Annotated in this window: 29 protein-coding genes and 1 riboswitch; of the genes, 16 read left to right on the forward strand and 13 right to left on the reverse strand. The window is 69.3% G+C overall.

Going from position 1 to position 24,806, the window contains the following annotated elements:
* Positions 1-145 precede the first annotated feature (145 nt).
* From I3K84_RS03135 to I3K84_RS03145, 3 genes are all read left to right on the forward strand, one after another.
* Positions 146-598, forward strand: coding sequence for a BON domain-containing protein (locus tag I3K84_RS03135; protein ID WP_135147869.1), 453 nt, complete (start codon positions 146-148; stop codon positions 596-598).
* Between the two features lie 33 nt (positions 599-631).
* Entirely contained in the window at positions 632-1,879 is a 1,248-nt protein-coding gene (locus tag I3K84_RS03140; RefSeq protein ID WP_196995493.1) for a PLP-dependent transferase, read from the forward strand.
* 94 nt (positions 1,880-1,973) lie between these two features.
* Entirely contained in the window at positions 1,974-2,810 is an 837-nt protein-coding gene (locus I3K84_RS03145; protein ID WP_196995494.1) for a DUF2189 domain-containing protein, read from the forward strand.
* Between the two features lie 15 nt (positions 2,811-2,825).
* Here I3K84_RS03145 and I3K84_RS03150 read toward each other — a convergent pair whose 3' ends face one another.
* Positions 2,826-3,473, reverse strand: coding sequence for an arylesterase (locus I3K84_RS03150; RefSeq protein ID WP_011805479.1), 648 nt, complete (start codon positions 3,471-3,473; stop codon positions 2,826-2,828).
* Between the two features lie 24 nt (positions 3,474-3,497).
* On the opposite strand from I3K84_RS03150, the gene I3K84_RS03155 reads away from it, so the two are divergent.
* A complete protein-coding gene (locus I3K84_RS03155; RefSeq protein ID WP_049756481.1) occupies positions 3,498-4,226 on the forward strand; it encodes an ABC transporter ATP-binding protein in 729 nt (242 codons plus the stop codon).
* 110 nt (positions 4,227-4,336) lie between these two features.
* On the opposite strand, the gene sstT is transcribed toward I3K84_RS03155, so the two are convergent.
* Positions 4,337-5,557 (reverse strand): serine/threonine transporter SstT, encoded by a 1,221-nt coding sequence (gene sstT, locus I3K84_RS03160; protein ID WP_196995495.1) that lies wholly within the window; start codon positions 5,555-5,557, stop codon positions 4,337-4,339.
* A 228-nt stretch (positions 5,558-5,785) separates the two neighbouring features.
* Here sstT and rlmB point away from each other — a divergent pair, with 228 nt between their 5' ends.
* A complete protein-coding gene (rlmB, locus tag I3K84_RS03165) occupies positions 5,786-6,532 on the forward strand; it encodes a 23S rRNA (guanosine(2251)-2'-O)-methyltransferase RlmB (RefSeq protein WP_015913162.1) in 747 nt (248 codons plus the stop codon).
* A 20-nt stretch (positions 6,533-6,552) separates the two neighbouring features.
* Here the strand turns inward: rlmB and I3K84_RS03170 are convergent, their stop codons facing one another.
* The 4 genes from I3K84_RS03170 to I3K84_RS03185 are packed head-to-tail and all read right to left on the reverse strand — an operon-like array spanning position 6,553 to position 8,403.
* Positions 6,553-7,038 (reverse strand): VOC family protein, encoded by a 486-nt coding sequence (locus I3K84_RS03170; protein ID WP_196995496.1) that lies wholly within the window; start codon positions 7,036-7,038, stop codon positions 6,553-6,555.
* 34 nt (positions 7,039-7,072) lie between these two features.
* A complete protein-coding gene (locus I3K84_RS03175) occupies positions 7,073-7,519 on the reverse strand; it encodes an SRPBCC family protein (protein WP_196995497.1) in 447 nt (148 codons plus the stop codon).
* A gap of 23 nt (positions 7,520-7,542) precedes the next feature.
* Positions 7,543-7,995, reverse strand: coding sequence for a VOC family protein (locus I3K84_RS03180; protein ID WP_196995498.1), 453 nt, complete (start codon positions 7,993-7,995; stop codon positions 7,543-7,545).
* Positions 7,996-8,049: 54 nt separating this feature from the next.
* Positions 8,050-8,403: a DUF1428 domain-containing protein gene (locus tag I3K84_RS03185; RefSeq protein ID WP_047350318.1), complete on the reverse strand. Its 354-nt coding sequence runs from the start codon at positions 8,401-8,403 to the stop codon at positions 8,050-8,052.
* Positions 8,404-8,491: 88 nt separating this feature from the next.
* On the opposite strand from I3K84_RS03185, the gene I3K84_RS03190 reads away from it, so the two are divergent.
* The 3 genes from I3K84_RS03190 to ribB all read left to right on the forward strand — a co-directional run bounded on the left by I3K84_RS03190 (position 8,492) and on the right by ribB (position 10,932).
* Positions 8,492-9,160, forward strand: a complete 669-nt coding sequence (locus I3K84_RS03190) for a TetR/AcrR family transcriptional regulator (protein ID WP_088886909.1) — start codon at positions 8,492-8,494, stop codon at positions 9,158-9,160.
* A complete protein-coding gene (locus I3K84_RS03195; protein ID WP_231403402.1) occupies positions 9,157-9,939 on the forward strand; it encodes an NAD-dependent protein deacylase in 783 nt (260 codons plus the stop codon). Before I3K84_RS03190 ends, I3K84_RS03195 begins: the two co-directional genes overlap by 4 nt.
* 3 nt (positions 9,940-9,942) lie before the next feature.
* Positions 9,943-10,132, forward strand: a riboswitch (FMN riboswitch).
* Between the two features lie 128 nt (positions 10,133-10,260).
* Positions 10,261-10,932, forward strand: coding sequence for a 3,4-dihydroxy-2-butanone-4-phosphate synthase (gene ribB / locus I3K84_RS03200; RefSeq protein WP_196995499.1), 672 nt, complete (start codon positions 10,261-10,263; stop codon positions 10,930-10,932).
* Between the two features lie 7 nt (positions 10,933-10,939).
* Here the strand turns inward: ribB and I3K84_RS03205 are convergent, their stop codons facing one another.
* The gene (locus I3K84_RS03205; RefSeq protein WP_011805468.1) at positions 10,940-11,542 is read right to left on the reverse strand and encodes a chromate transporter; all 603 of its coding nucleotides are present in this window, start codon (positions 11,540-11,542) and stop codon (positions 10,940-10,942) included.
* Between the two features lie 7 nt (positions 11,543-11,549).
* The gene (locus I3K84_RS03210; protein ID WP_196996062.1) at positions 11,550-12,158 is read right to left on the reverse strand and encodes a chromate transporter; all 609 of its coding nucleotides are present in this window, start codon (positions 12,156-12,158) and stop codon (positions 11,550-11,552) included.
* A gap of 151 nt (positions 12,159-12,309) precedes the next feature.
* Here I3K84_RS03210 and I3K84_RS03215 point away from each other — a divergent pair, with 151 nt between their 5' ends.
* The 3 genes from I3K84_RS03215 to I3K84_RS03225 all read left to right on the forward strand — a co-directional run bounded on the left by I3K84_RS03215 (position 12,310) and on the right by I3K84_RS03225 (position 14,228).
* Entirely contained in the window at positions 12,310-13,155 is an 846-nt protein-coding gene (locus I3K84_RS03215) for a fumarylacetoacetate hydrolase family protein (protein ID WP_196995500.1), read from the forward strand.
* A 106-nt stretch (positions 13,156-13,261) separates the two neighbouring features.
* On the forward strand, positions 13,262-13,594 hold the full coding sequence (locus I3K84_RS03220) for an SMR family transporter (RefSeq protein ID WP_172206760.1): 333 nt from the start codon (positions 13,262-13,264) through the stop codon (positions 13,592-13,594).
* A gap of 70 nt (positions 13,595-13,664) precedes the next feature.
* On the forward strand, positions 13,665-14,228 hold the full coding sequence (locus I3K84_RS03225; RefSeq protein WP_196995501.1) for an ankyrin repeat domain-containing protein: 564 nt from the start codon (positions 13,665-13,667) through the stop codon (positions 14,226-14,228).
* Between the two features lie 120 nt (positions 14,229-14,348).
* On the opposite strand, the gene I3K84_RS03230 is transcribed toward I3K84_RS03225, so the two are convergent.
* Positions 14,349-15,416 carry a sodium-dependent bicarbonate transport family permease gene (locus I3K84_RS03230; protein WP_196995502.1) on the reverse strand — a complete coding sequence of 356 codons (1,068 nt, stop codon included), beginning with the start codon at positions 15,414-15,416 and terminating at the stop codon, positions 14,349-14,351.
* Between the two features lie 95 nt (positions 15,417-15,511).
* Between I3K84_RS03230 and I3K84_RS03235 the strand changes: the two genes are divergently transcribed.
* Positions 15,512-16,411: a LysR family transcriptional regulator gene (locus I3K84_RS03235; protein ID WP_015913175.1), complete on the forward strand. Its 900-nt coding sequence runs from the start codon at positions 15,512-15,514 to the stop codon at positions 16,409-16,411.
* Positions 16,412-16,643: 232 nt separating this feature from the next.
* Here I3K84_RS03235 and I3K84_RS03240 read toward each other — a convergent pair whose 3' ends face one another.
* The 3 genes from I3K84_RS03240 to I3K84_RS03250 are packed head-to-tail and all read right to left on the reverse strand — an operon-like array spanning position 16,644 to position 19,277.
* Positions 16,644-17,957 (reverse strand): type II toxin-antitoxin system HipA family toxin, encoded by a 1,314-nt coding sequence (locus tag I3K84_RS03240; RefSeq protein WP_196995503.1) that lies wholly within the window; start codon positions 17,955-17,957, stop codon positions 16,644-16,646.
* Between the two features lie 12 nt (positions 17,958-17,969).
* Positions 17,970-18,272 carry a helix-turn-helix transcriptional regulator gene (locus I3K84_RS03245; RefSeq protein WP_088886901.1) on the reverse strand — a complete coding sequence of 101 codons (303 nt, stop codon included), beginning with the start codon at positions 18,270-18,272 and terminating at the stop codon, positions 17,970-17,972.
* 48 nt (positions 18,273-18,320) lie between these two features.
* Entirely contained in the window at positions 18,321-19,277 is a 957-nt protein-coding gene (locus I3K84_RS03250) for a LysR family transcriptional regulator (RefSeq protein ID WP_196995504.1), read from the reverse strand.
* A gap of 97 nt (positions 19,278-19,374) precedes the next feature.
* Between I3K84_RS03250 and I3K84_RS03255 the strand changes: the two genes are divergently transcribed.
* The 4 genes from I3K84_RS03255 (at position 19,375) to I3K84_RS03270 (ending at position 24,521) form a co-directional block, all read left to right on the forward strand.
* On the forward strand, positions 19,375-20,730 hold the full coding sequence (locus I3K84_RS03255; protein WP_196995505.1) for a D-serine ammonia-lyase: 1,356 nt from the start codon (positions 19,375-19,377) through the stop codon (positions 20,728-20,730).
* A gap of 70 nt (positions 20,731-20,800) precedes the next feature.
* On the forward strand, positions 20,801-21,778 hold the full coding sequence (locus I3K84_RS03260) for a tripartite tricarboxylate transporter substrate binding protein (RefSeq protein WP_015913179.1): 978 nt from the start codon (positions 20,801-20,803) through the stop codon (positions 21,776-21,778).
* Between the two features lie 43 nt (positions 21,779-21,821).
* Positions 21,822-23,372, forward strand: coding sequence for an amidase (locus tag I3K84_RS03265; RefSeq protein ID WP_196995506.1), 1,551 nt, complete (start codon positions 21,822-21,824; stop codon positions 23,370-23,372).
* 21 nt (positions 23,373-23,393) lie between these two features.
* Positions 23,394-24,521 (forward strand): FAD-binding oxidoreductase, encoded by a 1,128-nt coding sequence (locus I3K84_RS03270; protein WP_172206766.1) that lies wholly within the window; start codon positions 23,394-23,396, stop codon positions 24,519-24,521.
* 59 nt (positions 24,522-24,580) lie between these two features.
* Here the strand turns inward: I3K84_RS03270 and I3K84_RS03275 are convergent, their stop codons facing one another.
* Positions 24,581-24,784 (reverse strand): YjfB family protein, encoded by a 204-nt coding sequence (locus I3K84_RS03275; protein WP_047350331.1) that lies wholly within the window; start codon positions 24,782-24,784, stop codon positions 24,581-24,583.
* Positions 24,785-24,806: the final 22 nt, after the last annotated feature.

Raw genomic sequence — 24,806 nt, forward strand, 5'->3', positions numbered from 1 at the left:
TGTCCAGGCTTGCGTCGGCACGTGCCTGAGAGCCGCTGTTGCCTGAGAGCCGCTGTTGTCCTACTGCGGTTTCGGCCCTGTCCGACCGGCTCGGCAGCCAGTGCTTTCTACAGTGGACCCCGTACCCACTGGAAGGAGATATGCCATGACAACCCCTCTTTTTCGAGCGTCGCGCTGGACCACTTTCGCCGCTGCCGCTGCCCTGGCCGCCGGGCTGAGTGCTTGCAACAAGGCCGAGGAACCCACGGCCGGTCAACGCCTGGATTCCGCCATCAACAAGACCGAACAGGCGGCCCAGGATGCCAAGCAAAAAATGGAATCCGCGGCGCAGGAAGCCGGGCAGGCTTCACGCAACGCCACGGCCGACGCAGCCGCCCTAATGGACGATGCCGGCATCACCGCCAAGGTGAACGCGGGCCTGGCGCAAGACCCGGACCTCAGCGCCATCAAGATCGACGTGGACACCCGCGCGGGCGTCGTCACGCTCAATGGCCCCGTGAAAAGCGAGCAGGCCCGTGACCGCGCCAGCCAGATCGCGCAGGCCGTACCGGGCGTGACCTCGGTGGTCAACAACCTCACCATCTCCAGCGGCGGCTGAGCCTGGGCGGGGGACAGGCTCTACCATCGGCGCATGAAGCAGCCCTCCACACCCGACCTGTCCACCCGCCTCATTCACCACGAGTACACACCGCCGCAGGGTTTCCATGCCCCGCAGCCAGCGGTGCACAAGGCGTCCACCGTCATCTTCCCCAACGTCGCCGCGATGCGCGCGCGCGAGTGGAAGGACAAGAGCAGCTACACCTACGGGCTGCACGGCACGCCCACGACCTACCAGCTGGAAGAGCGCCTGGCCACGCTGGAAGGCGGGTTGCAGTGTCTGCTGGTGCCCAGCGGATTGGCCGCCATTTCCACCGTATCGCTGGCGCTGCTGCGCCAGGGCGACGAGGTGCTGATCCCGGACAACGCCTATGGTCCCAACAAGGCACTGGCCGAGGTAGAGCTGCGCCACTACGGCATCCGCCACCGTATCTATGACCCCTTGGACCCGGCGGACCTCGCATCCAAGATCACCGACGCCACGCGGCTGGTGTGGCTGGAGGCGCCGGGTTCCGTCACGTTGGAGTTCCCCGACCTGGTGGAGCAGGTGCGCATCTGCCGCGCACGCGCCGTGGCCACGGTGCTGGACAACACCTGGGGCGCGGGCCTGGCTTTCGCACCCTTCGACCTGCTGGGCCGTGGCGCGGGTGCCGAGGGCGCGCTGGGCGTGGACGTATCCGTGCATGCGCTCACCAAGTACCCCAGCGGCGGGGGCGATGTGCTGATGGGCAGCATCACCACCCGCGACGAAGGCTTGCATCTGCGCATCAAGCTCACGCATATGCGGCTCGGGCTCGGAGTGGGGGCGAACGACGTGGAAGCGGTCTTGCGGGCGCTGCCCAGCATGGCGCTGCGCTACCACGCGCACGATGCGGCCGCGCGCGACCTGGCGCAGTGGATGGGCTTGCAGCCCGCGGTGGCCCAGGTGCTGCACCCGGCGCTGCCCGGATCGCCCGGCCATGCGCAGTGGAAGGCGCTGTGCGGCGCAGCCAATGGCGGGCAGGGCGCTGCCGCCGGCCTGTTCAGCGTGGTCATTGACGCACGCCACAGCCAGGCGCAGGTGGATGCCTTTTGCGACGGCCTGCGCCTGTTCAAGCTGGGCTACAGCTGGGGCGGACCGATGAGCCTGGTGGTGCCCTACGACCTGCCCAGTATGCGCACGGGCGCCACCGCGCATCTGCGGCCCGGCACCGTGGTGCGCTTCTCCGTGGGGCTGGAGGCCGTGGACGACCTGCGTGCCGACCTGGCGCAGGCGATGCACCAGGCCTTTGGAGCTGCCTGATGCGTTGGCGGCTGGCGCGGCGAGGGTGGTAGTTTCCTTGATGGTGGTCAGGCAGTCAGGTGGTTAAGGTGGCAGCAACGCCACTGCCGCAGCGATGCCGACCGCCATGTCTGATTCTTCCGCGCCAGTCACCTCCGCGCCGGTGTCCGCACCGGTGACTCTCAACCCCTTGCGCTGGCCGGACCCGCTGCGTTGGCTCGTGCTGGGGGCGCGCGACATGATGGCCGCGCCCGGCGTGGCGCTGTTCTACGGTACGTGGTTCTGGGGCATGGCACTCCTGCTGGGCTGGGTGTTCCAGGCGCGGCCGGAATACACCATGTCGTTTGCCAGCGGCTGCCTGCTGGTGGGCCCCTTCCTGGCCATGGGGCTGTACGACACCAGCCGCCGGCGCGAACAGGGATTGGCACCCGATCTGGGTGAATCGCTGACCTGTTGGGACCGCCACCTGGGCAGCATGGGCATGCTGGTACTCGTACTTGTGGTGCTGGAACTGCTGTGGGGCCGCGCGTCGCTCGTGGTGTTTGCCGTGTTCTTCAACACCGGCATGCCGTCCACCACGGGGGTGGTGCAGGCGGTGTTCAACCCGGCCAACTGGCAGTTCGTCGCCGTGTACCTGTTGGTAGGCAGTGTGTTCGCGGCCCTGGTGTTCTCCAGCATGGTGGTGTCCATTCCGATGATTCTGGACCGCGACACCGATGCGCTCACGGCCGGCATTGCGAGCATGCGGGTGGTGGTGGAAAACCCCGGCGTGATGCTGCTGTGGGGCCTGCTCATCACGGCGCTGGTGGCGTTGTCGCTGTTCGCCTGGGGCGCGGGCTTGCTGGTGGTGGGGCCGGTGCTGGGGCATGCCAGTTGGCATGCCTACCGCGCGGCGGTGGCGGCGCCCACTGCGCCCCTTGCGCCCGCGCAGGCGCCGCAGAGCGCCGGCTGATTCTTTGACGATGGTTTACAGCAACGCGCGCAGCGCGGGCCACACGTTGTCCAGCATGCGCGGGTGCGCCTGGGCCGTGGGGTGGATGCGGTCGGGCTGGAACAGCGCCGTGGGATCGGGCCCATCGGCCACGCCCTTGAGCAAGAAGGGCACGAGCGCTGCCTTGCGCTCCTGGGCCACGTTCTCGAAGACCTCGGCGAACTGCCGGGTGTAATTGGCACCGTAGTTAGGCGGCACCTGCACACCCACCAGCAGCACGCGCGCGCCCGCGGCCTGGGCCTGTTCGGTCATCCACGCCAGGTTGCCCTGGGTGCTGGCCAGCGGCAGGCCGCGCAAGGCGTCGTTGCCGCCGAGTTCGATCACCACATGCGTGGGCCGGTGCTGCTGGAGCAGTGCGGCCAGCCGCGCACGGCCGCCGGCGGTGGTGTCGCCGCTCACGCTGGCGTTGACCACCGTGGCGGGGATCTTCTCCTGCGCTAGCCGCTTGTCCAGCAGCGCCACCCAGCCGGTGCCGCGCGGCAGGCCATATTCGGCGCTGAGCGAGTCGCCCACCACCAGGATCACGGGGGCGCGGGTGGGCTTCTTGCCACCGGACTGCGCAAGGGCGGGCGCCGCGCCCCACAGGGCCAGTGCGCCCGCCACGATAAAGTCACGCCGAACCATATGCTTCACTGCCGAGAACCTTTCATGTCCGAAACCTCCGCCGCCGCGGCCCCTGCCGCCTCCAACGACCGCATGCCGCCCGAATCCATCATCGCGGTGGAGCATGTGTCCAAGTCCGTCACGGACTCCACGGGTACGCTGGAGATTTTGCGGGATATCGATTTCCGCCTGGCGCCGCGGGAGACTGCGGCCATCGTGGGCGCCTCGGGATCGGGCAAGAGCACGCTGCTGTCCATCATCGCCGGGCTGGACACGCCCACGCGCGGCACGGTGCGCCTGGGCGGGCAGGACCTGTTCGCACTGGACGAGGACGACCGCGCCGCACTGCGCGCCCGGCAGGTGGGCTTCGTGTTCCAGAGCTTTCAGCTCATGGGCAACCTCACGGCGCTGGAGAACGTGATGCTGCCGCTCGAGTTGGCGGGCATTCGCGATGCACGCCGCCGCGCGACCGACATGCTGGAGCGCGTTGGCCTGGGCCAGCGCCTGACGCACTATCCCAAGGTGCTGTCGGGCGGCGAGCAGCAGCGCGTGGCGCTGGCACGCGCCTTCGTGGTGGAGCCCGCCGTGCTGCTGGCCGACGAGCCCACGGGCAGCCTGGACTTCGCCACGGGAGAGACCATCATGGAACTGATGCTGGCCCTCAACCGCGAGCAGGGCACCACGCTGGTGCTGGTCACGCACGACCGCGGCATTGCCGCGCGCTGCGACCGGCGCATCACCATTGAGGCCGGACGGCTGGTCGATAACTCCTGAAAGAATAGCTGCCAGCGCTTGATGCTAGCTGGTTTTCAATGAATTTCATATTGAAACCCTTGCATAGCATGCGCTGACAGCTCTCGTATCGATAGCGGGCCGGTGGTGAATCAGACCTGCGCCTTGCGCTCCTGTGCCAGGCAGGCGGCGGCGGTGAAGATCACGTCGGTGGAGGAATTCAGCGCCGTCTCGGCCGAATCCTGCAGGATGCCAATGATGAAGCCGATGGCCACCACCTGCATCGCCACGTCGTTGCCGATGCCGAACAGGCTGCACGCCAGCGGAATCAGGAGCAGCGAGCCGCCGGCCACGCCCGATGCGCCGCAGGCGCACAGCGACGCAACCACGCACAGCAGCAGCGCGGTAGGCAGATCCACCTGGATGCCCAGGGTGTTGGCCGCGGCGAGCGACAGCACGCTGATGGTGATGGCCGCGCCGGCCATGTTGATGGTGGCGCCCAGCGGAATGGCAATGCTGTAGGTGTCCTCGTTCAGGCGCAGGCGCTTGGCCAGGGCCAGGTTGATCGGGATGTTGGCGGCAGAGCTGCGCGTGAAGAACGCCGTCACGCCGCTCTCGCGCAGGCACATCAACACCAGCGGATAGGGGTTGCGGCGGATCGCCACGTACACGATCAGCGGGTTGACCACCAGCGCCACGAACAGCATGCAGCCCAGCAGCACGGCCAGCAGTTGGGCATATCCCCACAGCGCCTGCGCGCCGGCTTCCGCAAAGGTGCTGGCCACCAGGCCCAGGATACCCAGAGGCGCCAGGCGGATCACCAGCTGGATCACCTGCGTCACGGCCGTGGCGCCGTCCTGCAGCATGGCGCGCGTGCCCGCGCTGGCGTGGCGCAGCGCCAGGCCCAGCGCAATGGCCCAGGCCAGGATGCCGATGTAGTTGGCCTCCAGCAGCGCCTTGACCGGGTTTTCGACCACGCTCTTGAGCACGTTCATCAGCACCTCGGACACCGACCCCGGCCCCGCGGCGGCCTGTGCGGGCGCCTGCAGCGTGAGCGTGCTGGGAAACCACATGCTGGCCACCACACCCACGGTGGCCGCGGCCAGCGTGCCCACCGCGTACAGCACCAGCACCGGGCGGATGTGCGTCGTCTCGCCCGGCGTGTGGTTGCTGATGGCGGCCATCACCAGCACGAACACCAGCACCGGCGCCACTGCCTTCAGGGCCGAGATGAACAACGCGCCCAGAATGGACAGGTGGGGCGTGGCGGCGGGCCATACAGCCGCCAGCACAATGCCGACGACCAGCGCGATGGCGATCTGGGTGACCAGGCTCGTGCGCTGCACCCAGCGCAACAGGGGAGAGAGGATCATGATCTGAACAGAAGGAGGGCCTGAGCCGCTGCGCAGGCCGCGCAGCGCGGCGCCTTGTGGCAGGCGCGGCCGCCACAGGGACGGCCATGAAGGCGGTCAGGCAAGCGGCGCCGCTTGTGGCAGCGGCCCGTTTGTCAAGGGAAGAAACGCGGATTTTAGCGACTGCCCGGCGGTGGCCTGCGCCGCGCCACGGTGCCAGTGGGGTCGCCGGCGGGATAATCGCCACCCATGTCCTCCCCCAAAGTCCTCTTCGGCTTTCACGCCGTGGGCGTGCGCCTGAAGACCGCGCCGCAAAGCATCATCGAGATCTATTACGAGCCCACGCGCCGCGACGCGCGCATGCGCCAGTTCCTGGAGCGCGCACGCGAGGCGGGGGCGCGCCTGATCGAGGCCGATGGCCTGCGCCTGGCCAAGCTGGCCGGCAGCCATGGCCACCAGGGCGTGGCGGCGCGGGTCGAGGCCGTGGCGCAAGTGCGCACGCTGGACGAATTGCTGGACGAGCTGGAGGCCCGCGGCGTGAAGAACCCGCTGCTGCTGGTGCTGGACGGCGTGACCGACCCGCACAACCTGGGCGCCTGCCTGCGCGTGGCCGATGGCGCGGGCGCGCATGCGGTGATCGCCCCCAAGGACCATGCGGTGGGCATCAACGCCACCGTGGCCAAGGTGGCCAGCGGCGCGGCCGAGACGGTGCCGTACTTCATGGTCACGAACCTGGCGCGCACGCTGAACGAGCTCAAGGAGCGCAACATCTGGGTCATCGGCACCAGTGGCGATGCCGACAAGACGCTGTATCAAGTAGACCTGAAAGGCCCGGTCGCCCTGGTGCTGGGCGCCGAGGGCCCGGGCATGCGCCAACTCACGCGCAAGACCTGCGACGAACTGGTGGGCATCCCCATGCAGGGCGCTGTCGAGAGCCTGAACGTGTCGGTGGCCAGCGCGGTGTGCCTGTACGAGGCGCTGCGCCAGCGCGCCTGAACGCGGAAGGCGCCCGGCCCCTAGCCGCGGCGCGCCGCCTCGATGGCGGCAATGTCGATCTTGCGCATCTGCATCATCGCGTCGAACGCGCGCTTGGCTGCGGCGCGGTCGGGGTCGGTCACCGCGCGGGTCAAGGCCACGGGTGTGATCTGCCAGGACAGGCCCCATCGGTCCTTGCACCAGCCGCAGTCGCTTTCCTGGCCGCCGTTGTTCACGATGGCATTCCAGTAGCGGTCGGTTTCTGCCTGGTCGGCGGTCGCCACCTGGAACGAGAAAGCCTCGCTGTGCTTGAAGGCCGGGCCGCCATTGAGCCCCAGGCAGGGGATGCCCAGCACCGTGAACTCGACCATCAGCACATCGCCCTCTTGGCCTGACGGAAAGTCCCCCGGCGCGCGGTGCAGCGCGCTCACGGATGAGTCGGGAAAGGTTTTCGCGTAGAACCGCGCGGCTTCTTCGGCAGTGCCGTCGAACCACAGGCAGATGGTGTTTTTGGCGGGTTGCGTCATGGGGTGCTCCTGCTGAGTCGGGACTGCTGGGCCTTTAACCCGGGATGTCGGGCTCCACCAGCGCGGCCAGCTGGGTGAGAGATTCCTGCCAGCCCAGGTAGCACATTTCCAGCGGAATGGCCTGCGGAATGCCGGCCTGGGTGATGCTCAGCTCAGTGCCGCAGCTCACGGGCGTGAGCCGGACGGTGACCTCCAGCGTGCCGGGCAGGTTCGGGTCGTCGAACCGGTCGGTGTAGCGAATGAGCTCCCCCGGCACCAGCTCCAGGTATTCGCCGCCGAAGGCGTGCGACTGGCCCGAGCCGAAGTTGTGGAACGACATGCGGAAGGTACCTCCCACGCGGGCGTCGAGTTCTTGCACCCTGCAGGTAAACCCGTGGGGCGGCAGCCATTTGGCCATGGCGTCGCCCTCCAGGAAGGCGCGATACAGCTTGTGCGGCGTGGTGCGCAGCACCCGGTGCAAACGAACGGTGCGGTCGGACATACGGCCTCCTTGGGTGTGGGGCATCAGGCCTGTGCCGTCACGTTGACCATCCACGGCGTGCCGAAGCGGTCGCGCGCCATGCCGAAGCCGGGTGACCAGAAGGTCGCGGCAAATGGCATGACGGTCTCGCCGCCGGCGCTGAGCGCATCGAACAGGCGGCGCCCCTCGGCCGCGTCGGCGGCCTGGATCGACACCCACAGGCCCTGCGGCAGTTGGTAGCCGCCACCACAGGCATTCGGGTCCTGCCCGGGAATGGCCGGCATGGCGTCCGATCCCATCAACGACTGGTCCTTGATCTGCAGCTGCACATGCATGATGCGGCTCTTGGCTGCCTCGGGCAGCGGGGGCATGTTTTCGGAGGGAGGTATCTCCCCAAAGGTGTTCTGGTGGACGATGGTGCCGCCGAACAGCTTGGCGTAGAAGGCAAAGGCCTCGGCACAGTTGCCGTCGAAGTTGAGGTAGGGCGTGAACTGCATGGTGTCTCCCTGGGGTGGTTTGAGGGGAGTAGAAGGGGAAGAGGTGCGCGCCGTTTACGCGTGGACCAGCACGCGAAACCCGCCATAAATCACACGCTGGCCGTCGAAAAGCATGTCCTTGGGGCAGAGCGGGTCGTCCATGACGGCCTGCATGCCGGCATCGCGCACCGCGCGCGAGGGCCACACGACCCAGGAAAAGACCACGGTCTCGTCGTCCTTGCGCTGCACGGCCAGGGGCATGGAGGTGAGCTTGCCCTCGGGCACGTCGTCGCCCCAGCATTCCACGATCTCCAGGGCGCCGTGCTTCTTGAAGATCTGCGCGGCCTCGCTGGCGTGCTGGCGAAAGGTTTCCTTGTTGGCAGTGGGGACGGCAAGCACGAAGCCGTCGATGTAGCTGTCGGGTTCCATGGCGCAACTCCTTTGTGGACAATGTACACTTGCAGTGTATCCGGGCCTTGCGGATAAATGTGGACGGTGTATCTGTAAAAACTCGTAAATGCCGAATGAAGACCTGAGCCCCGCGCGTGCCACGTACCGCCATGGGGATTTGAAGCGCGCGCTGCTGGACGCCGGTGTGGCGCTGGCGCGCGAAGGCGGCCCTGCCGCGGTGGTGCTGCGCGAAGCCACGCGCCGTGCCGGTGTCGTGCCCAATGCGGCGTACCGGCACTTCCAGAACCACCAGGCGCTGCTGGAAGCCGTGCGCGCGGTGGCACTTTCGGAACTGGCGCGCGCGATCGAGGCCGAGATCCATGCCACGCGCCGGCTGCGCGATCCGCGCCAGCGTGCACGCGCCGCGTTCCGCGGCGTGGGCCTGGGCTATCTGCGCTTTGCGCGGCACGAGCCGGGCCTGTTCCGCACCGCTTTCGTGGCGCGGCCCTTTGATGTGGACGAGCGCGCGCCGGACGATGGTGCGGCGCGCGGGGCCAGCGGCATGGATCCGTTCGAACTGCTGGGGCACACGCTGGACGGCATGGTGCAGGCCGGTCTGCTGCCACCCGCACGCCGCCCGGGCGCCGAGTTCATGGCCTGGTCCGCCGTGCATGGCATGGCGATGCTGATGCTGGACGGCCCCTTGCGCGGCCTGGACGAGGCCGGCTGCCAGGCGCTGGCCGAGCGACTGGTCGCCATGGTCGAGCAGGGCCTGTTGGCCGAGGCCGCGGCATGACGGACGATGCCGGAACGTCCGGCCCCTGCACCCCGCTGGACGAGGTGCGGGCGTGGGTGCGCGATGCGCGCCGCATCGCGGTGCTCACAGGCGCAGGCATCAGCGCCGAGTCGGGCGTCCCCACGTTCCGGGATGCGCAGACGGGCTATTGGGCGCAGTTCAACCCCATGGAGATGGCCAGCGAGACCGGCTTCAGGGCCCAGCCCGCGCGGGTGTGGGACTGGTACGCCCACCGCCGCGGCTTGCTCGCGGGCGTGCAGCCCAACGCGGGCCACCGGGCGCTGGCGGCGTTTGCGCAGCACGGGCGCGGGCGGCTGACGCTCATCACCCAGAACGTGGACGGCCTGCACCAGCGCGCCGGCAGCCCGGATGTGCTGTGCCTGCATGGTGACCTGACGGCCGACCGCTGGCTCGACCGTCCGCGGGCCTGCTGTGATCTGGCCCACGCCGCGCCCGGCCACCCGCCGCGCTGTCCCACCTGCGGCAACCTGGTACGCCCTGGCGTGGTCTGGTTCGGCGAGGCCTTGCCGCTGCCGGTGCTGGCCGCGGCGCAGCAGGCGGCGCAGTCCTGCGAGCTGATGCTGGTGGTGGGCACCGCGGGCGCCGTGTACCCGGCCGCAGGGCTGGCGCACCAGGCGCGCCATGCCGGTGCGCGCGTGGTGGTGGTCAACACCGCGGCCAGCGAGCTGGACGGTATCGCCCACGCCGTGCTGCGCGGCCCGGCGGCGCGGCTGTTGCCGTTGCTGCTGGACGGGCCGCCGATGGTTGAGGCGCCATAATCGGCAGGTCTTCAGGGCGGGGTGGAATTCCCCACCGGCGGTAGGCGGCGCATGGAGGTTTTCTTGCACCGCGAGCCCGCGAGCGCCCCGGTTGCCATCAGTGCAACCGGGGGTCAGCAGACCCGGTGCGGGGCGGCGCAGGCCACTCCCAGTCCGGGGCCGACGGTCATAGTCCGGATGAAAGAAGACGTGCCGCGACCGGGGCCCAGTGCCCTGGGCGCGGCCGTGTGCTTCGCGCGTGCCGGGGCCCGGGCCCATGGCGCGCGTGGGTGCTTCTTGCATGCCTTGAGGCGTTTCTTCATTTCAACAGAGGAGCGTTTCATGTCTTTTCCCGCCACTTTCTTGTCCGCCCCTGGCGATCTCCCACGGGAGGTCACGCTCGCGCCCATGCCAGCGGTGATCGCCGCGATCGCGGCCGGCCGCCCGGTGCTGGTGCTCGATGACGCCGACCGCGAAAACGAAGCCGACCTGGTCTGCGCTGCCGCCAACATGACCGAGGCCACCATGGCACTCATGATCCGTGAGGGCAGCGGCATCGTTTGCCTGTGCCTGACGTCCGCGCATGCCAAGGCGCTGGGGCTGCGGCCCATGGTGGAGGTGAACCGCTCGGCGTTCTCCACCGCGTTCACCCAGTCCATCGAGGCCGCGCATGGCGTGAGTACCGGCGTGTCGGCGGCCGACCGCCTGCAGACCGTGCGATGCGCCCTGCGCATTCCGGCGCCGGGGTGCGCGCCCGAGGTCGTAAGCCCGGGCCACGTGTTCCCACTGGTGGCACGCGCGGGCGGGGTGCTGGAGCGTGACGGCCATACCGAGTCGGCCGTGGACCTGGCCGTGCTGGCCGGCCTGCCGCCTGCGGGCGTGCTGTGCGAGCTCATGAACCCCGACGGCAGCATGGCGCGCGGCGCACAGGTGGCCCGCTTTGCCCGTGCGCATGGCTTGCTGTGCACCACGGTGCGGGCGCTGGCGGACTACCGTCGCGCGCGCCAGCCCTGACACCGCGCTAGACCCAGCCGAACGCGCCCAGCAACGCCCCCGCGCCCAGCAGCCATAGCAGGTGGATGCGCGTGCGCCACACCAGCAGGGTGGTGGCCGCGCTCAGCAGCCACAGTGGCCAGTCTTGCGCGGGCTCGCCATGGGCGCTGCCCAGCACCCAGGCCGTGGCCAGCAGCAGGCCGATCACCAGTGGTGCCATGCCTTGCTTGAAGGCGCGCACCGAGCGGCGCTCGCGGTTGCGGTGTGCCCAGCGCGTGGCGGCCCAGGTCAGCAGGCTGCTGGGCAGCAGCACCCCCAGCATGCAGACCGCCACGCCCACCGCGCCGAAGGCCCAGGCCGCATGCGTGCCGGTGCCGGCCGCGTTCAGGCCCACGTTCCAGCCCAGCAGGGCGATGAACAGTACGTTGGGCCCGGGAGCCGACTGTGCGATGACGATGGAGGTGTTGAACTGCACCTCGGTCAGCCAACCCTGGCGCTCCACCAGGAAGCGGTGCATGTCCGGTGCGGTGGCGATGGCGCCGCCCACGGCCAGCAGCGACAGCGACAGGTAGTACAGGAACAGGTTCAGCCAGTCCAGCGGCTGCAGGTGCAAGGTCAGCGGTGCGGCCATGGCTGCGTCAGTGCCCCGCGGGAGCGAGCTTGCGCCAGGTGAGGGCGCAGGCCGCGCCGCCCACCACGGGCAGCACCCAGGCCAGCGGCAGGCGCAGCACGCTCATGGCGACGAAGGTGGCGGCCGCGATCGCGCCGCAGGCCCAGGGCCCCAGCGGGTGCTTGCGCAGCGATGCGGCCAGGCGGCAGCCCACGCCCGCCACCAGGCCTGCGGCCACGGCGCCCATGCCGCGCAGAGCGCCGGCCACCATGGGCTGGTCGGCAAAGCCGGCGTAGACCACGGCCAGCACCACCACCAGCAGCATGGGCAGCAACAGCATGCCCGCCACGGCCACCAGCGCGCCGCGCAGGCCGAAGTAGCGGTCGCCCACCATGATGGACAGGTTCACCACATTCGGGCCCGGCAGGATCTGCGCGGCGGCCCAGTCCTCGACGAACTGCTCGTTGCTCATCCAGCGGCGGCGTTCCACCAGCTCGCGCTGCACCACGGCCAGCACGCCGCCAAAGCCCTGCAGCGCCAGCCAGGTGAAGGCCCAGAACAGCTCCCGCAGGCTGTGCGGGCGTGGATGGTCGTCCTCGGCGGTTCTGGCGGGCGATTCAGGGGTGTGGGGGTGCATGGCGGGGCGGCGAAGCTGCGCATCGTACGCGTGCCGCGCGGCGGCCGTGCCGGCCTCGCCATCGCCAAACGCGATGCGGCCATCAGTCGATGCGATGGATGAACGGGATGGCGTGCATAAGATCGTCCCGATCAAACCCACGGAGACACCCATGAAACTCGTCCGCCACGGACACCCCGGCGCGGAGCGCGCCGGCCTGATCGACGCCCAGGGCGTGCTGCGCGACCTGTCCATGCTGCTGCCGGACATCGGCCCCACGCAGTTGGCGCCACGCACGTTGGCCGCGCTGGCCGCCATCGACGCCGCGCGCCTGCCCGCGGTGGTACCCGGCACACGCCTGGGCTGCCCCGTGGGCGGTGTCGGCAAGATCGTCTGCGTGGGCCTGAACTACGCCGACCATGCGGCCGAGGCCGGCCTTCCCGCGCCCGCCGAACCCGTGCTGTTCATGAAGGCGACCAGCGCGCTCAGCGGCCCCACGGACGCCGTGCGCATCCCGCCCGGCGCGCTCAAGACCGACTGGGAGGTGGAGCTGGGCATCGTCATCGGCACGCGCATGCAGCAGGTGGCCGAGGCCGATGCGCTGGCCCATGTGGCGGGCTACGTGCTGGCCAACGACGTGTCCGAGCGCAGCTACCAGATGGAGCGTGGCGGGCAGTGGGACAAAGGCAAGGGCTGCGACACCTTCGCACCCGTGGGCCCCTGGCTGGTGACCACCGACGAGATTCCCGACCCGCACGCCATCGGGCTGTGGCTGGAGGTGAACGGCCAGCGCATGCAGGACGGCCACACGCGCAACTTCATCTTCGGCGTGCCCCGTGTGCTGGCCTACATCAGCCAGTTCATGACGCTGGAGCCGGGCGATCTGGTGCTCACCGGCACGCCCGCCGGCGTGGGCCTGGGACAGAAGCCCACGCCGCGCTTCTTGCGCGCGGGCGACGTGATGCGGCTGGGCGCGACGGGGCTGGGCGAGCAGCGGCTGGTCTGCACGGGCGGGTAGGGTGTAGCCTGGGAATTTCAAGCCAAATATGCCTGGAGCGCTTTCCCATCAAGCGCGAGCAGCTATCATTTTGATAAACTCTCGCACGCACCGCACTTTCTTACCCATGCATCCGTACCTTCTGCTCGGCATCTCCATCATGGCGGAGGTGGTGGCCACCTCGGCGCTCAAGTCCTCGCAGGGGCTCACGCGGCTGGGGCCCAGCGCGCTGGCGGTGCTGGGCTACTGCGTGGCGTTCTACCTCGTCTCCAAGGTGATGAACCACATGGCCACGGGCGTGGTGTACGCCGTGTGGTCGGGGCTGGGCATCGTGCTGATCTCGCTGGTCGGCTGGCTGCTCTATGGGCAGAAGCTGGACCTGCCGGCCGTCGTCGGCATGGCCATGATCGTGGGCGGCGTGCTGGTGATCCAGCTGCTCTCCAAGGTCACGGGGCATTGACCCGTGCGGCCTGTCAAGCTATCGAAGCCATAGCGCAAATGCGCGGCGGGGCAGGGTGCCGGTTCCTACAATGGCTCACACCTTGACGCTGGAGAACCCCATGACCGCCACGCCCGAACGCCCCGCCCTGGATGAAGCCACCCTGGCCTTTGCCGAGAAGGTGTTCGACGCCGCGCGCCAGGGCGACGCCGCGCGTCTGGCGCTGTGGCTGGACAACGGCCTGCCGCCGGACCTGCGCAATGCCCAGGGCGACAGCCTGCTGATGCTGGCCAGCTACCACGGCCATGCCGAGGCCGCGCGGCTGTTGCTGGCGCGCGGAGCTGACGCGGGGCTGGTGAACGGCCGCGGTCAGACGCCGCTGGCCGGCGCCGCCTTCAAGGGCGACGTGGACATGGTGCGCCTGCTGCTGGACGGTGGTGCGGCCGTGGACGGGCCTTCGCCCGATGGCCGTACGCCGCTGATGTTCGCCGCCCTGTTCAACCACCCGGCCGTGGTCGAGCTGCTGCTGTCACGCGGCGCCAACCCGCGCGCGGCCGACCTGCAAGGCAACACCGCCCTGGGCTGCGCCCTCGCGATGAAAGCCGACGCGGCAGCCGCCCTGCTGCGCTCGGCAGGGGCCGAAAATTCTGAGTGAAAAGACGAGCTGGCGCGGGTTGGATAAGCGGTTGAAGCTACTTTATTGATAGCAAAATGGGTGGCATATGCCCGGCAGCGGATGCCACCGCCGGGGCAATGCGCTTTGGTGCCCAAGCCGTTAACCACCCCACAACTGCAACACCACCTGCGTATACAGCGGGATGCCCAGCAGGATGTTGAGCGGAAACGTCACGCCCAGCGACAGGCTGACGTACAGCGAAGGATCTGCCTCGGGTATCGCATAGCGCACCACGGCGGGCACGGCGATGTACGACGCACTGGCGGCCAGCACCATCAGCAGCACGGCGTCGCCCGCGGGCACCTGGGCGAGCCACGCCAGGCCGACCGCCACGCTGGCATGCACCAGCGGACCCCACACTGCGTAGGCCAACAGCCAGGGCGACTGTTTGCGCACGGCGGGCAGATTGCGCGCGGCAGACAGGCCCATGTCCAGCAGGAACAGGCAGAGCATGCCCTTGAACAGGTCACCCGAAAACGGCTGCATGGCGGCCTTGCCTGCGTCGCCCGTGACGAGGCCGATGAGCATGGCGCCCAGCAACAGCAATTGGGTGCCATCGGTGAACGATTCGCGCAGGATCTTCCCCACCGACAAGGCCGGACCGGCCTTGCCCGCTGGGGTGGGGCCCGCGGCACCCAGCCCGCCGGGGCCGGCCAGGGCCGCGGCGCCTGAAGGAGAAACGGCCATCACGGGCGCAGCATGGGCTGCGGGCACCGCCTGGCGCTGGCGCAGCGCATTGGCCAGCATCACGGCCAGGAGGATGGCGGGCGACTCCATCAGCGCCATGGCCGCTGCCATGTAGCCGCCGTAGGAGATGGATTGCGATTCCAGGTACTGCGTGGCGGTCACGAATGTCACCGCGCTGACCGATCCGTACGTGGCCGCCACGGCCGCCGCGTTGAAGCCCGACAGTACCCGCCGCAGCAGCGCGTAACCCACCAGGGGCACCACCACGGCCAGCAGCACCGCCAGTCCTAGGCTGCTGGCCACGCTGGCCGTGAAGCCCGAGGCCGCCAGCGCAAAGCCGCCCTTCAGGCCCAGCGCCGTCAGCAGGTAAATCGACAAGAACTTCGAGATGGCCGCAGGCATCTCCAGGTTGGACCGCACCAGGCCCGCAAACGCGCCCAGTGCAAAAAAAAGGACCGCAGGGTCCAGCAAACTTTGCATTCTTCAACTCCACATGGGTGATGGGAGGCGATGCTAGAGGGGGTCGTTGGCAAAGTAAAATCGATTCGAATGCGGTTATCTATAGATAAAAGTCTATGAATATCACTTTTCGCCAACTGCGCCTGTTTCTTGCGCTGGCCGAGACGGGCAGCGTGAGCGCCGCCGCGAAGCTCATGCACGTGACCCAGCCCACGGCTTCGATGCAGTTGCGCGAGGTAGCGCAAGCGGTGGGCGTGCCGCTGTACGAGGTGGTGTCGCGCCGCGTGTACCTGACCGAGGCGGGCCAGGCCCTGGCCCGCACGGCCCGCGCGATCGCCAGCGAGTGGGATGCGTTTGAACAGGGCATTTCGGGCGCCAAGGGCCTGACCAGCGGCCGGCTCAAGGTGGCGGTGGTGAGCACCGCCAAGTACTTCGTTCCCCGCCTGTTGGGCAGCTTTTGCAAGCTGCACCCCCAGATCGACATTTCGCTGGAAGTGCTCAACCGCGACCATGTCATCACCCGTCTGCGTGCCAACCAGGACGACCTTTACGTGATGTCCATGCCGCCGGGCGATCTGCCGCTGGAGGACCACGTGCTCATGCCCAACCCGCTGGTGGTCATCGCTCCCGCGGGGCACCGGCTGGCCGCCAAGAAACGGGTGGCCTTGCCGCAGTTGCAGAGCGAGCGGTTCATCCTGCGCGAGAAAGGCTCAGGCACACGAATGGCGACGGACGCCCATCTGCGCCAGTTGGGCTTTGCGCCCGCTGCGGTACTGGAGCTGGGCAGCAACGAGGCCATCAAGGAGTCGGTGCAAGGGCAACTGGGCGTTTCCATCGTTTCGCGGCACGCGCTGGGTCCGCACCTCGATGGCCTGGCCATTCTGAACGTGCAGGGTTTTCCCATCCAATCGCAGTGGCACCTGGTCTGGCCCAAGGGCAAGCGGCTGTCGCCCATTGCCGAAGTGTTTCGCGGGCATTTGATGGATGAGGCTGCTGGATGGATGCAGAGCCGCTGAGGGCTGCGGCGGCGCGCGGCTTATCCCTTGGCCAATGAAGGCGCGGTCGCCGCCGCCTCATGGCTGTGACTGACGATGGTGGCCAGACTCGGGGCAGGCACCGGTTTGCACGTCCATCTAGGCAGCACCCTGTGGCAAAGGCTGTCGGGCACCGAGCTGCTGCGGGGCGTGGCCCCACAGGCTTTTCACCGACGGGGGCGGCTGCCGCACCCGGCTGGACCGGGCCCGACTGTTATGGGTGCGTGAGTGCGACGCCACCCGCCAGCCGCGCCTGCACGGTGCGCTGCAGCGTGGAGGGGGCGTCAGCCAGCAGTGCGGGCCAGTCGGCCTGCGCGCGGCGTACCAGGTCCCGCAGCAGTGCCAGGTGGCGCGGTATGCGCAACAGGCCGGCGGTCTTGATGAGGGCCTGCAGTGCGTCCCAGTCCAGCGCGCGCATGCTGCGGTCGATGGCGCGATTCACCGCGTACTGGTGCTCGGTCGCTCCCTCGAAGAACGCAGCCACGCACACCGGGTCGTACAGCGGCGCCAGGCGCGGCGTGTGCCCGTCGGGGTAGACCAGTGCCCAGTTCTTCAGGTGAGCGTCGGTGTTGCCCATGAGGATGAACGCCACCATGCGCGCCAGGAACTCGCGGGTGTCCTGCACCGGCTGGTCGCTCAGGCGATCGACCACGCGCAGCATGGTGGCCCAGTCCTGCAACAGGCCCTTGCCGTACTTCTGGCGCGGCGCGTAGCCCAGGGCCTGGTTGAACTCCTCCATGTGCACGCGGGTGCCGTCGGCCAGATGGTCGAAGCGTTGCACGGCCAGGATGTCGTCGAACGGCACGGCCTCGGGCAGCTCGGCCTCGGCGCGGGTGATGATGCGCGCCTGGGCGCAATGCAGGCCCAGGCTACCGGCCAGCTGGTAGCAGGTGAACTCGTTGGCCACCAGGTCCGGGTGGGCGGTGGTGGGCAGCTTGAGGATCACGCTGCCGGCGGCGCCGCGGCGCTTGACGAGGTAGCGGCGCCCGTCCTGCACGGCGCTGAACTTGGTGACCACACCGGGCAGTGAGGCGGCGTCTTCCACCGGGTATTCGACAAACCCGGGCTCCAGCACGTCCAGGCCCTGCGTGGTGTGCCAGTAGCGCACCACGTCGGGCACGCCCTCTTGGGCGGGCACGGGTTCGCCCTCCAGCGCGCCCATCAGGTCGTGGCCGGCGGCGGCCAGCAGCTCGAATTCGTCGTCGGGCGCGCAGCCGCGTTCGCGCGCCAGGCGGTCGCGGTTGTGGCCCTCGGGCAGCAGGTTCTGGAAGTACGCCGGCCAACGTCCGTCGGTGCGCACCAAGCGGGCGTCACGCGCCGAGCGCAGGATCTGCTGCGTGTCCGCCTCGTTCGCGCCGCGGTAGCTCAGCGACAGGGTGGGGCGCTGCGGGTCGGCGATGTAGTCCTCATCGAAGGACACGCGCAGGATGTCGCCGTACTGGGACAGGTAGCCGATGCCGCGCCGCCCGCCCCCCTGCGCTGCAGGGCGGTGCAGGTACAGGCGCAGGTAGCGGATGGCGGTGCTCATCGTGCGTCTTGATCAGCGACCCAGGCTCTCCACCACCGAGGGGGGGGCGTCCGCTCCCGAGGGCTGGCCCAGGAACTTGCCTCCCGACTGGATGAAGGCCTGCAGCGCGGGGCTCAACTCGGCCGGCACGGCGATCAGCTCCATGCCGAGCACGCGGGCCATCTCGGCCAGGGTGGAAAAGCGCGGGTCCACGTCCCCCGTCTCGGTGCGCTGCACGGCCATGCGCGACAGGCCGGCTTGCGCGGCCAGGTCGGCCTGTGTGATGCGCCGGGCTTTGCGCACTTCTGCCAATGTGGTGATCAACGAATGCGTCATGCCATCGTTTATACGCTTTTTCATTAAAAAGCGCTTTTTAAGTTTCTTTTATCCAGCGGGACACGGCAGCAGAGCCCCGCGCAACTCCGCAAAGTGCTGCGCCTGCAGCGCCAGCCATTCCTTGACCAGCAGCATCGGCGGGCTGGGATGCGCCGTGGTGACGAAAGAGTACGACGCCCGCGAGCGCACGCTGCACCCGAATAGCGGCACCAGCCGCCCGTGCCGTACGTCTTCCAGCACGAGGGCCGCGCGCCCCATGGCAATGCCTTGGCCCGCCAGGGCGGCGCTCAGCGCCAATTGCGACAGGTTGAACTGCTGCCCGGCGCCCCAGTCGGGCGGCGCTGTGTCCGTGCAGGCGCACCAGTGTTGCCATTCCTCGAATGGGTCGGCACCCTCCCAGGCACTGCTGTCGTACAGCAGCCATTCACCGCGCAATTGCGAGGTTGACTGCAGGTCAGGATGGGCGGCCAGGAAGGCGGGGCTGGCCACGGGAATCAGCCACTCATCCAGGAACACGCTGGCGCGCAGGTCGGTATAGCCGCCCAGGTCGAAGCGCACTGCCGCCTCGACCCCGTCGCGCACCATGCGGGTGCGGTCCAGCCGGTGGAACTCGCCAAACACGCGCAGGCCCACGTCCGGGTGCTCGCGAAAGAATTCTCCCAGCCGCGGCGTAAGCCACTGCATGGCAAACGAGGGCGAGCAGCTCAGCGTGGCCACGGGCGTATCGCCGGTCACACGCATCTGCGACAGGGCGTCCTCGATGGCGCCGAAGCTCTCGCGCAGCACCACGGCCAGCCATTTGCCCTCGGGCGTGGGCATGAGGGTGCGGGGCGTGCGCACGAAGAGGGGGCGCCCCAGCCAGGTTTCCAGTTGCTTGACTTGCTGGCTCACCGCGCCCTGGGTAATGCACAACTCCGCCGCCGCGCGCGTGAAGCTGCCGTGGCGTGCGGCCGCTTCAAAGCAGCGCAGCCAGGCGAGCAGGGAAGGGAAAAGCCGTGAATTCATTATTCAAACTAATGCCATCGTCAATATAAATGCGTTGTACCGGTGCCGGGGCATGCCAAGAATGCCGTCTATCCCCACCTTCCACCGACCGCAGCCCATGCCCTCCGTTGTTTCCACACAGGATTGCTTGCAGGACGACGCCCCGGCCGCACAGCTGCGCCGCGCCGAGCCCTGCCTATGGCTCAACCCGCACAGGCAGCCCATACCCGCCGCACGGCAGGCCGTGGCCGGTGATGGCATTAGTCTGGATGATACAAAGGAGGCGGCGGCACGCTTCGCGCGCTTTGCGCCGCTGCTGGAGGGCGTGTTCCCCGAGTTGCAGGCGACGGGTGGCGTGATCGAGTCGCCCCTGTTACCCGCATCCAGCCTGCATGCCGCGGCGGGGCTCGTCGCGGGCCAGGGCGCGCTGTGGATCAAGGCGGACCACCGGTTGCCCGTGGCCGGGTCCATCAAGGCACGCGGAGGCATCCATGAAGTGCTGGAGCTGGCCGAGCGCCTGGCACTGCAGCACGGCCTGCTGACGCCGCGGTCCGGTGCCGACGACTACCGCGCCCTGGCAAACCCCGCTGCGCGCGCCGTGTTTGCGCGCCACACCGTGGCCGTCGGCTCCACGGGCAACCTGGGCCTGAGCATCGGTGTGGCGGCATCGGCGCTGGGCTTTCGCGCCGTGGTGCACATGTCGGCCGATGCCAAGGAATGGAAGAAACAACGCCTGCGCCAACGCGGCGTGCAGGTGGTGGAGCACGCGGGTGACTACGAGGGCGCCGTGGCCGCGGGGCGTGCGCAGGCGGCGCAGGACCCGTTCAGCCATTTCGTGGACGACGAACGCTCGCTGTCGCTGCTGCTGGGCTACAGCGCCGCGGCGCTGCACCTGCGCCAGCAGTTGCAGGACGCGGGCATCGCCGTGGACGCGCAGCACCCCCTGTTCGTCTACCTGCCCTGCGGGGTGGGCGGGGCGCCGGCAGGCATTACCTTCGGCCTGCGGCAGGTGCTGGGGGCGCATGTGCACTGCTTCTTCGCGGAGCCCGTGCAGTCGCCGTGTTTCATGGTGCAAATGATGGCCGGACAGGGCGCACACCCCTCGGTGTACGACTGGGGCCTCACCAACCGGACGGAAGCCGACGGCCTGGCCGTGCCACGCGCGTCCCTGCCCGCGGCCGAGCTGATGGAGCCGCTGCTGTCGGGCTGCTTCACCGTGTGCGACGACACCCTGTTTCGCCAACTGGTACAGGTGCTGGATGCCACGGGCGAGCGCATCGAGCCGTCCGCGGCGGCGGGCCTGAGCGGCCCCGGTTTCCTGACGGGCACCGAGACGGGCCGCACCTGGCTGCACGCGCAAGGGCTGTGGCCCCACCTGGCGCAGGCCACGCACCTGGTGTGGACCACCGGCGGGCTGTACGTGCCGCCCGAGGCCTACGCGCGCTTCGAGGAACGTGGCCGGGCCCTGGGTTGACGCGCCTTCGCCGAGTCCTGGCCCCACGAAAGGATCTGTTTTTTTGACTGGCTTGACTGGAGAGAACGCCATGAACCGCAAGACGATGTTGTCCATGCTGGCCTGCGCCCTGGGTGCCGCCGCTTTCGCCCCCGCGCATGCGCAGGAGGCGTTTCCCTCCCGGCCCATCACGCTGGTGATTCCGTTCCCCGCGGGTGGAGCCACCGACGTGCTGGGCCGCTTGATCGGCAAGAAGCTGGGCGACAAGCTGGGGCAAAGCGTGGTCATCGACAACCGCGCCGGCGCGGGCACGGTGATCGGCGCGAGCTACGTGGCCAAGGCCGCGCCGGACGGCTACACGCTGCTGCTGAGCTCAGGCACCACCTTCACGGTGAACCCGGCGGTGCGGCCCCGGCTGCCGTATGACCCCGTCAAGAGCTTCGATCCCATCGGCATCACCGGGCGCACGGGGCTGATCCTGCTGGCCAGCAAGAGCGTGCCGGTCAACGACGTGAAGCAGTTCGTCAGCGCCGTGAAGGCCGCGCCCGACAAGTATTCCTATGGCTCCTTCGGTGCGGGCACGACCTCGCAGTTCGCGGGCGAGATGTTCTTTCATGCCGCGGGCCTGAAGATCCAGCACGTGCCCTACAAAGGCAGCGCGCCGGCCATGGTGGACCTGATCGGCGGGCAGATTCCGTTCACCGTGGACACGGTGTCGGCCGCGCTGCCCCAGCTCAAGGAGGGCAAGGTCAAGGCGATTGCCGTCACCACCGAGAAGCGCTCGACCCTGCTGCCCCAGGTACCCTCGCTGGCCGAGAGCGGTTACCCCGGCCTGAACATGGACACCTGGCTGGCCCTGGTGGCGCCCGCAGGCCTGCCTGCCGCGGTAAAGACGCGGCTGGAAAAGACGCTGGCCGAGGTCGTGGCCGACCCGGACACGCGCGAGCGCCTGCTCGCGCTGGGCTTCGAGCCGGCATTCGCCTCGTCGGCCGAGCTGGCCGCCCTGATCGAGCGGGAGCTGCCGCTGATGCGTGCCATCGCCCAGCGCGCGGGCATCACCGCCGACTGAGGCGCGGCTCATCCACAATGGCCCCTGGACCTTCTTCACGACCATGACCGCTGATCCCACGCTGGTGGAACTGTCCGCCAATGAACTGCGCCACCGCATCGGCACGGGCGAGATCTCGCCCGTCGAGCTGCTGCAAGCCTGCATCGACCGTATCGAGGCGGTGAACCCCTATGTGAACGCCGTCACCGCCACCTGCTACGACCGCGCCCGCGCCGAGGCGCAGGCCGCCGAGCGGGCGGTACGCGCCGGCGAGCCCCTCGGCCTGCTGCACGGGCTGCCCATGGGCGTGAAGGATCTGGAGGCCACCGCCGGCCTGCTGACCACCTACGGCTCGCCCATCTACCGCGAGAACATCCCTGCGCAGGACAACGTGCTGGTGGCGCGCCTGCGCGCGGCCGGCGCCATCGTCACGGGCAAGACCAATATTCCCGAGATGGGCGCGGGCGCCAATTCGCGCAACGTGGTCTGGGGCGCTACGGGTAACCCGTTCGATCCGCGCCTGAACGCGGGCGGCTCGTCCGGCGGGTCGGCCGCGGCGCTGGCCTGCGACATGCTGCCCGTGTGCACGGGCTCGGACACGGGCGGCTCGCTGCGCATCCCCGCGGCCAAGTGCGGCGTGGTGGGCTTTCGGCCGTCGCCCGGCGTGGTGCCCAGCTCGCGCAAGCTGTTGGGCTGGACGCCGATCTCCGTGGTCGGCCCCATGGGCCGCACGATGGCCGAGGCCTGCCTGCAGCTGGCCGCATCGGCCGGCCTGTCGGCGGGCGACCCGCTCACCTACCCGCTGGACCCCCACAGCTTCCTGCACCTGGAGCCGGCCGACCTGGGCGGCCTGCGCGTGGGCTACACCGAAGACTTCGGCGCCTGCGCGGTGGACGACGGCATCCGCGCCGTGTTCCGCGCCAAGATCGGCGCCATGCGCCACCTGTTCCGCTCCTGCGAGGAAGTCCGGCTGGACCTGGGCGACGTGCACCGCTGCTTCGACGTGCTGCGGGCCGAGAGCTTCGTGGCCGGCATGCGCGAGGCCTACGAGCGCGACCCCGCCAGCCTGGGGCCCAACACGCGCGCCAACTACGAGATGGGTGCGGCCATGTCGCTGCTGGACAGCGCCTGGGCACAGGCCGAGCAGACGCGCATCCTGGCGCGCTTCCAGGAGGCGTTTGCCAACTTCGACGTGATCCTGGCACCCACCACGCCGGTCTCGCCCTTCCCGTGGACCGCGCTGTACGCGAGTCACATCAACGGTGAACCCCAGGCCAACTACTACCGCTGGCTGGCACTGACCTATGTGACCACGCTGACCACGCACCCCGCGCTCAGCGTGCCCTGCGGGCGCGACACGGCCGGCATGCCGTTCGGCCTGCAGGTGGTGGGGCGCTTTCGCGACGACCATCGCCTGCTGTCCATCGGCCTGGGGCTGGAGCAGGCCTTCGCCCGCATCGATGGCCTGCAGCGCCCGCGGCCCGACCTGGCCCGGCTGGGGCCGGTGCAACCCGCGCTCACCTCCATCGTCACCCACGCGCCGGACCCCGATGACGCGCGCGGCGTGCCGCGGCTGGGCGCACGCGGTGCCGCGGCGCAGGCATCGGCGGTCTGACAGTGATTGGCGAGGGAACCCATGCAACCCTATGACTTCGTGATCATCGGCGCGGGCATTGCCGGCGCCTCCGCCGGTTGGGAACTGGCCGCGCACCGCCGCGTGCTGCTGCTGGAGCGGGAGGCCCAGCCCGGCTACCACACCACCGGCCGGTCGGCTGCGCTGTACTCGGCCACCTATGGCACGCCCAACATCTGCGCACTCACACGGGCCAGCCGCGCGTTCTACGATGCGCCGCCGCCCGAATTCGGCAGCGCCCCCATCCTCACGCCGCGCGGCGTGGTGTACCTGGCGGGGCCCGACCAGCTCGACCTGCTGGAGGCCGCCTACGCCGAGGCGCTGCCGCGCAACCCGCAGGTGCGCCGCCTGACGCGCGAGGAGCTGCTGGAGCAGGCCCCGTGCCTGCGCCCCCAGGCCGTGGCCGCGGGCATGAGCGAGCCCGGCGCCGCCGACATCGACGTGCATGCGCTGCACCAGGGCTACCTGCGCGGCTTGCGCCAGCGTGGTGGCGAGATCCGCACCCATGCCGAGGTGACGGCCCTGCAACGGGGCGAGGAGGGCTGGCACATCACCCTGGCCGATGGCGAGGTGCTGCACGCGCGCGCCGTGGTCAATGCCGCAGGCGCCTGGGCCGACGTGGTGGCAGCCCAGGCGGGCGTGCCGCCCATCGGGCTGGAGCCGCGGCGGCGCACGGCCTTCACCTTCCCCGTGCCGGCCGGCATGCAAGCGGCCCACTGGCCAGCCGTCATCGGCATTGCGGAGGACTACTATTTCAAGCCCGACGCGGGGCAGATGCTGGGCTCCCCCGCCAATGCCGACGCCGTGGCGCCGCACGACGTGGTGCCTGAGGAACTGGACGTGGCCATGGGCATCCACCGCATCGAGCAGGTGACGTGCTTTCAGATCCGCCGCCCCTCGCACACCTGGGCGGGGTTGCGCTCGTTCGTGGCCGATGGCGACCTGGTCATTGGCTGGGACAACCATGTGCCCGGCTTCTTCTGGCTGGCCGCGCAAGGCGGCTATGGCATCCAGAGCGCGGCGGGCGCGGCGCTGCTGACGCGGCAGTTGGCACTGGGCGAGCCGCTGGCCCCCGAGCTGGCGCGCGAGGGTGTGGACGTGGCGGGCCTGTCGCCTGCGCGGCTGCGCTGAGCAAGGCCAGGGCTGAAGCCGGCCTGAGCCGGCGAAAAAAAGCCAGCGCGCCGTGCGCGTCAGGCGTAGGTGTTGAGCTGCGTGCCCAGCGGGCCTTCGGTCGCCAGCGGCGGCTGGGGCAGGGCGGCGAGCAGGGTGGCGGCGGCCGTTTCCTGCGTATCCAGGGCCTTCTTCAGCACGGTGACCTGGACGGCATCGGCCGTCTCGCGGCTGGCGAGGGCGCTGGCGGTGCTGACGATGGATTGGGTGAGGGCGACGTCCATGGCGATCTCCGGTGTACCTCTT

Origin of the sequence: Diaphorobacter sp. JS3051 (genome assembly GCF_015832135.1) — a bacterium.
Taxonomy (GTDB): domain Bacteria; phylum Pseudomonadota; class Gammaproteobacteria; order Burkholderiales; family Burkholderiaceae_C; genus Diaphorobacter; species Diaphorobacter nitroreducens.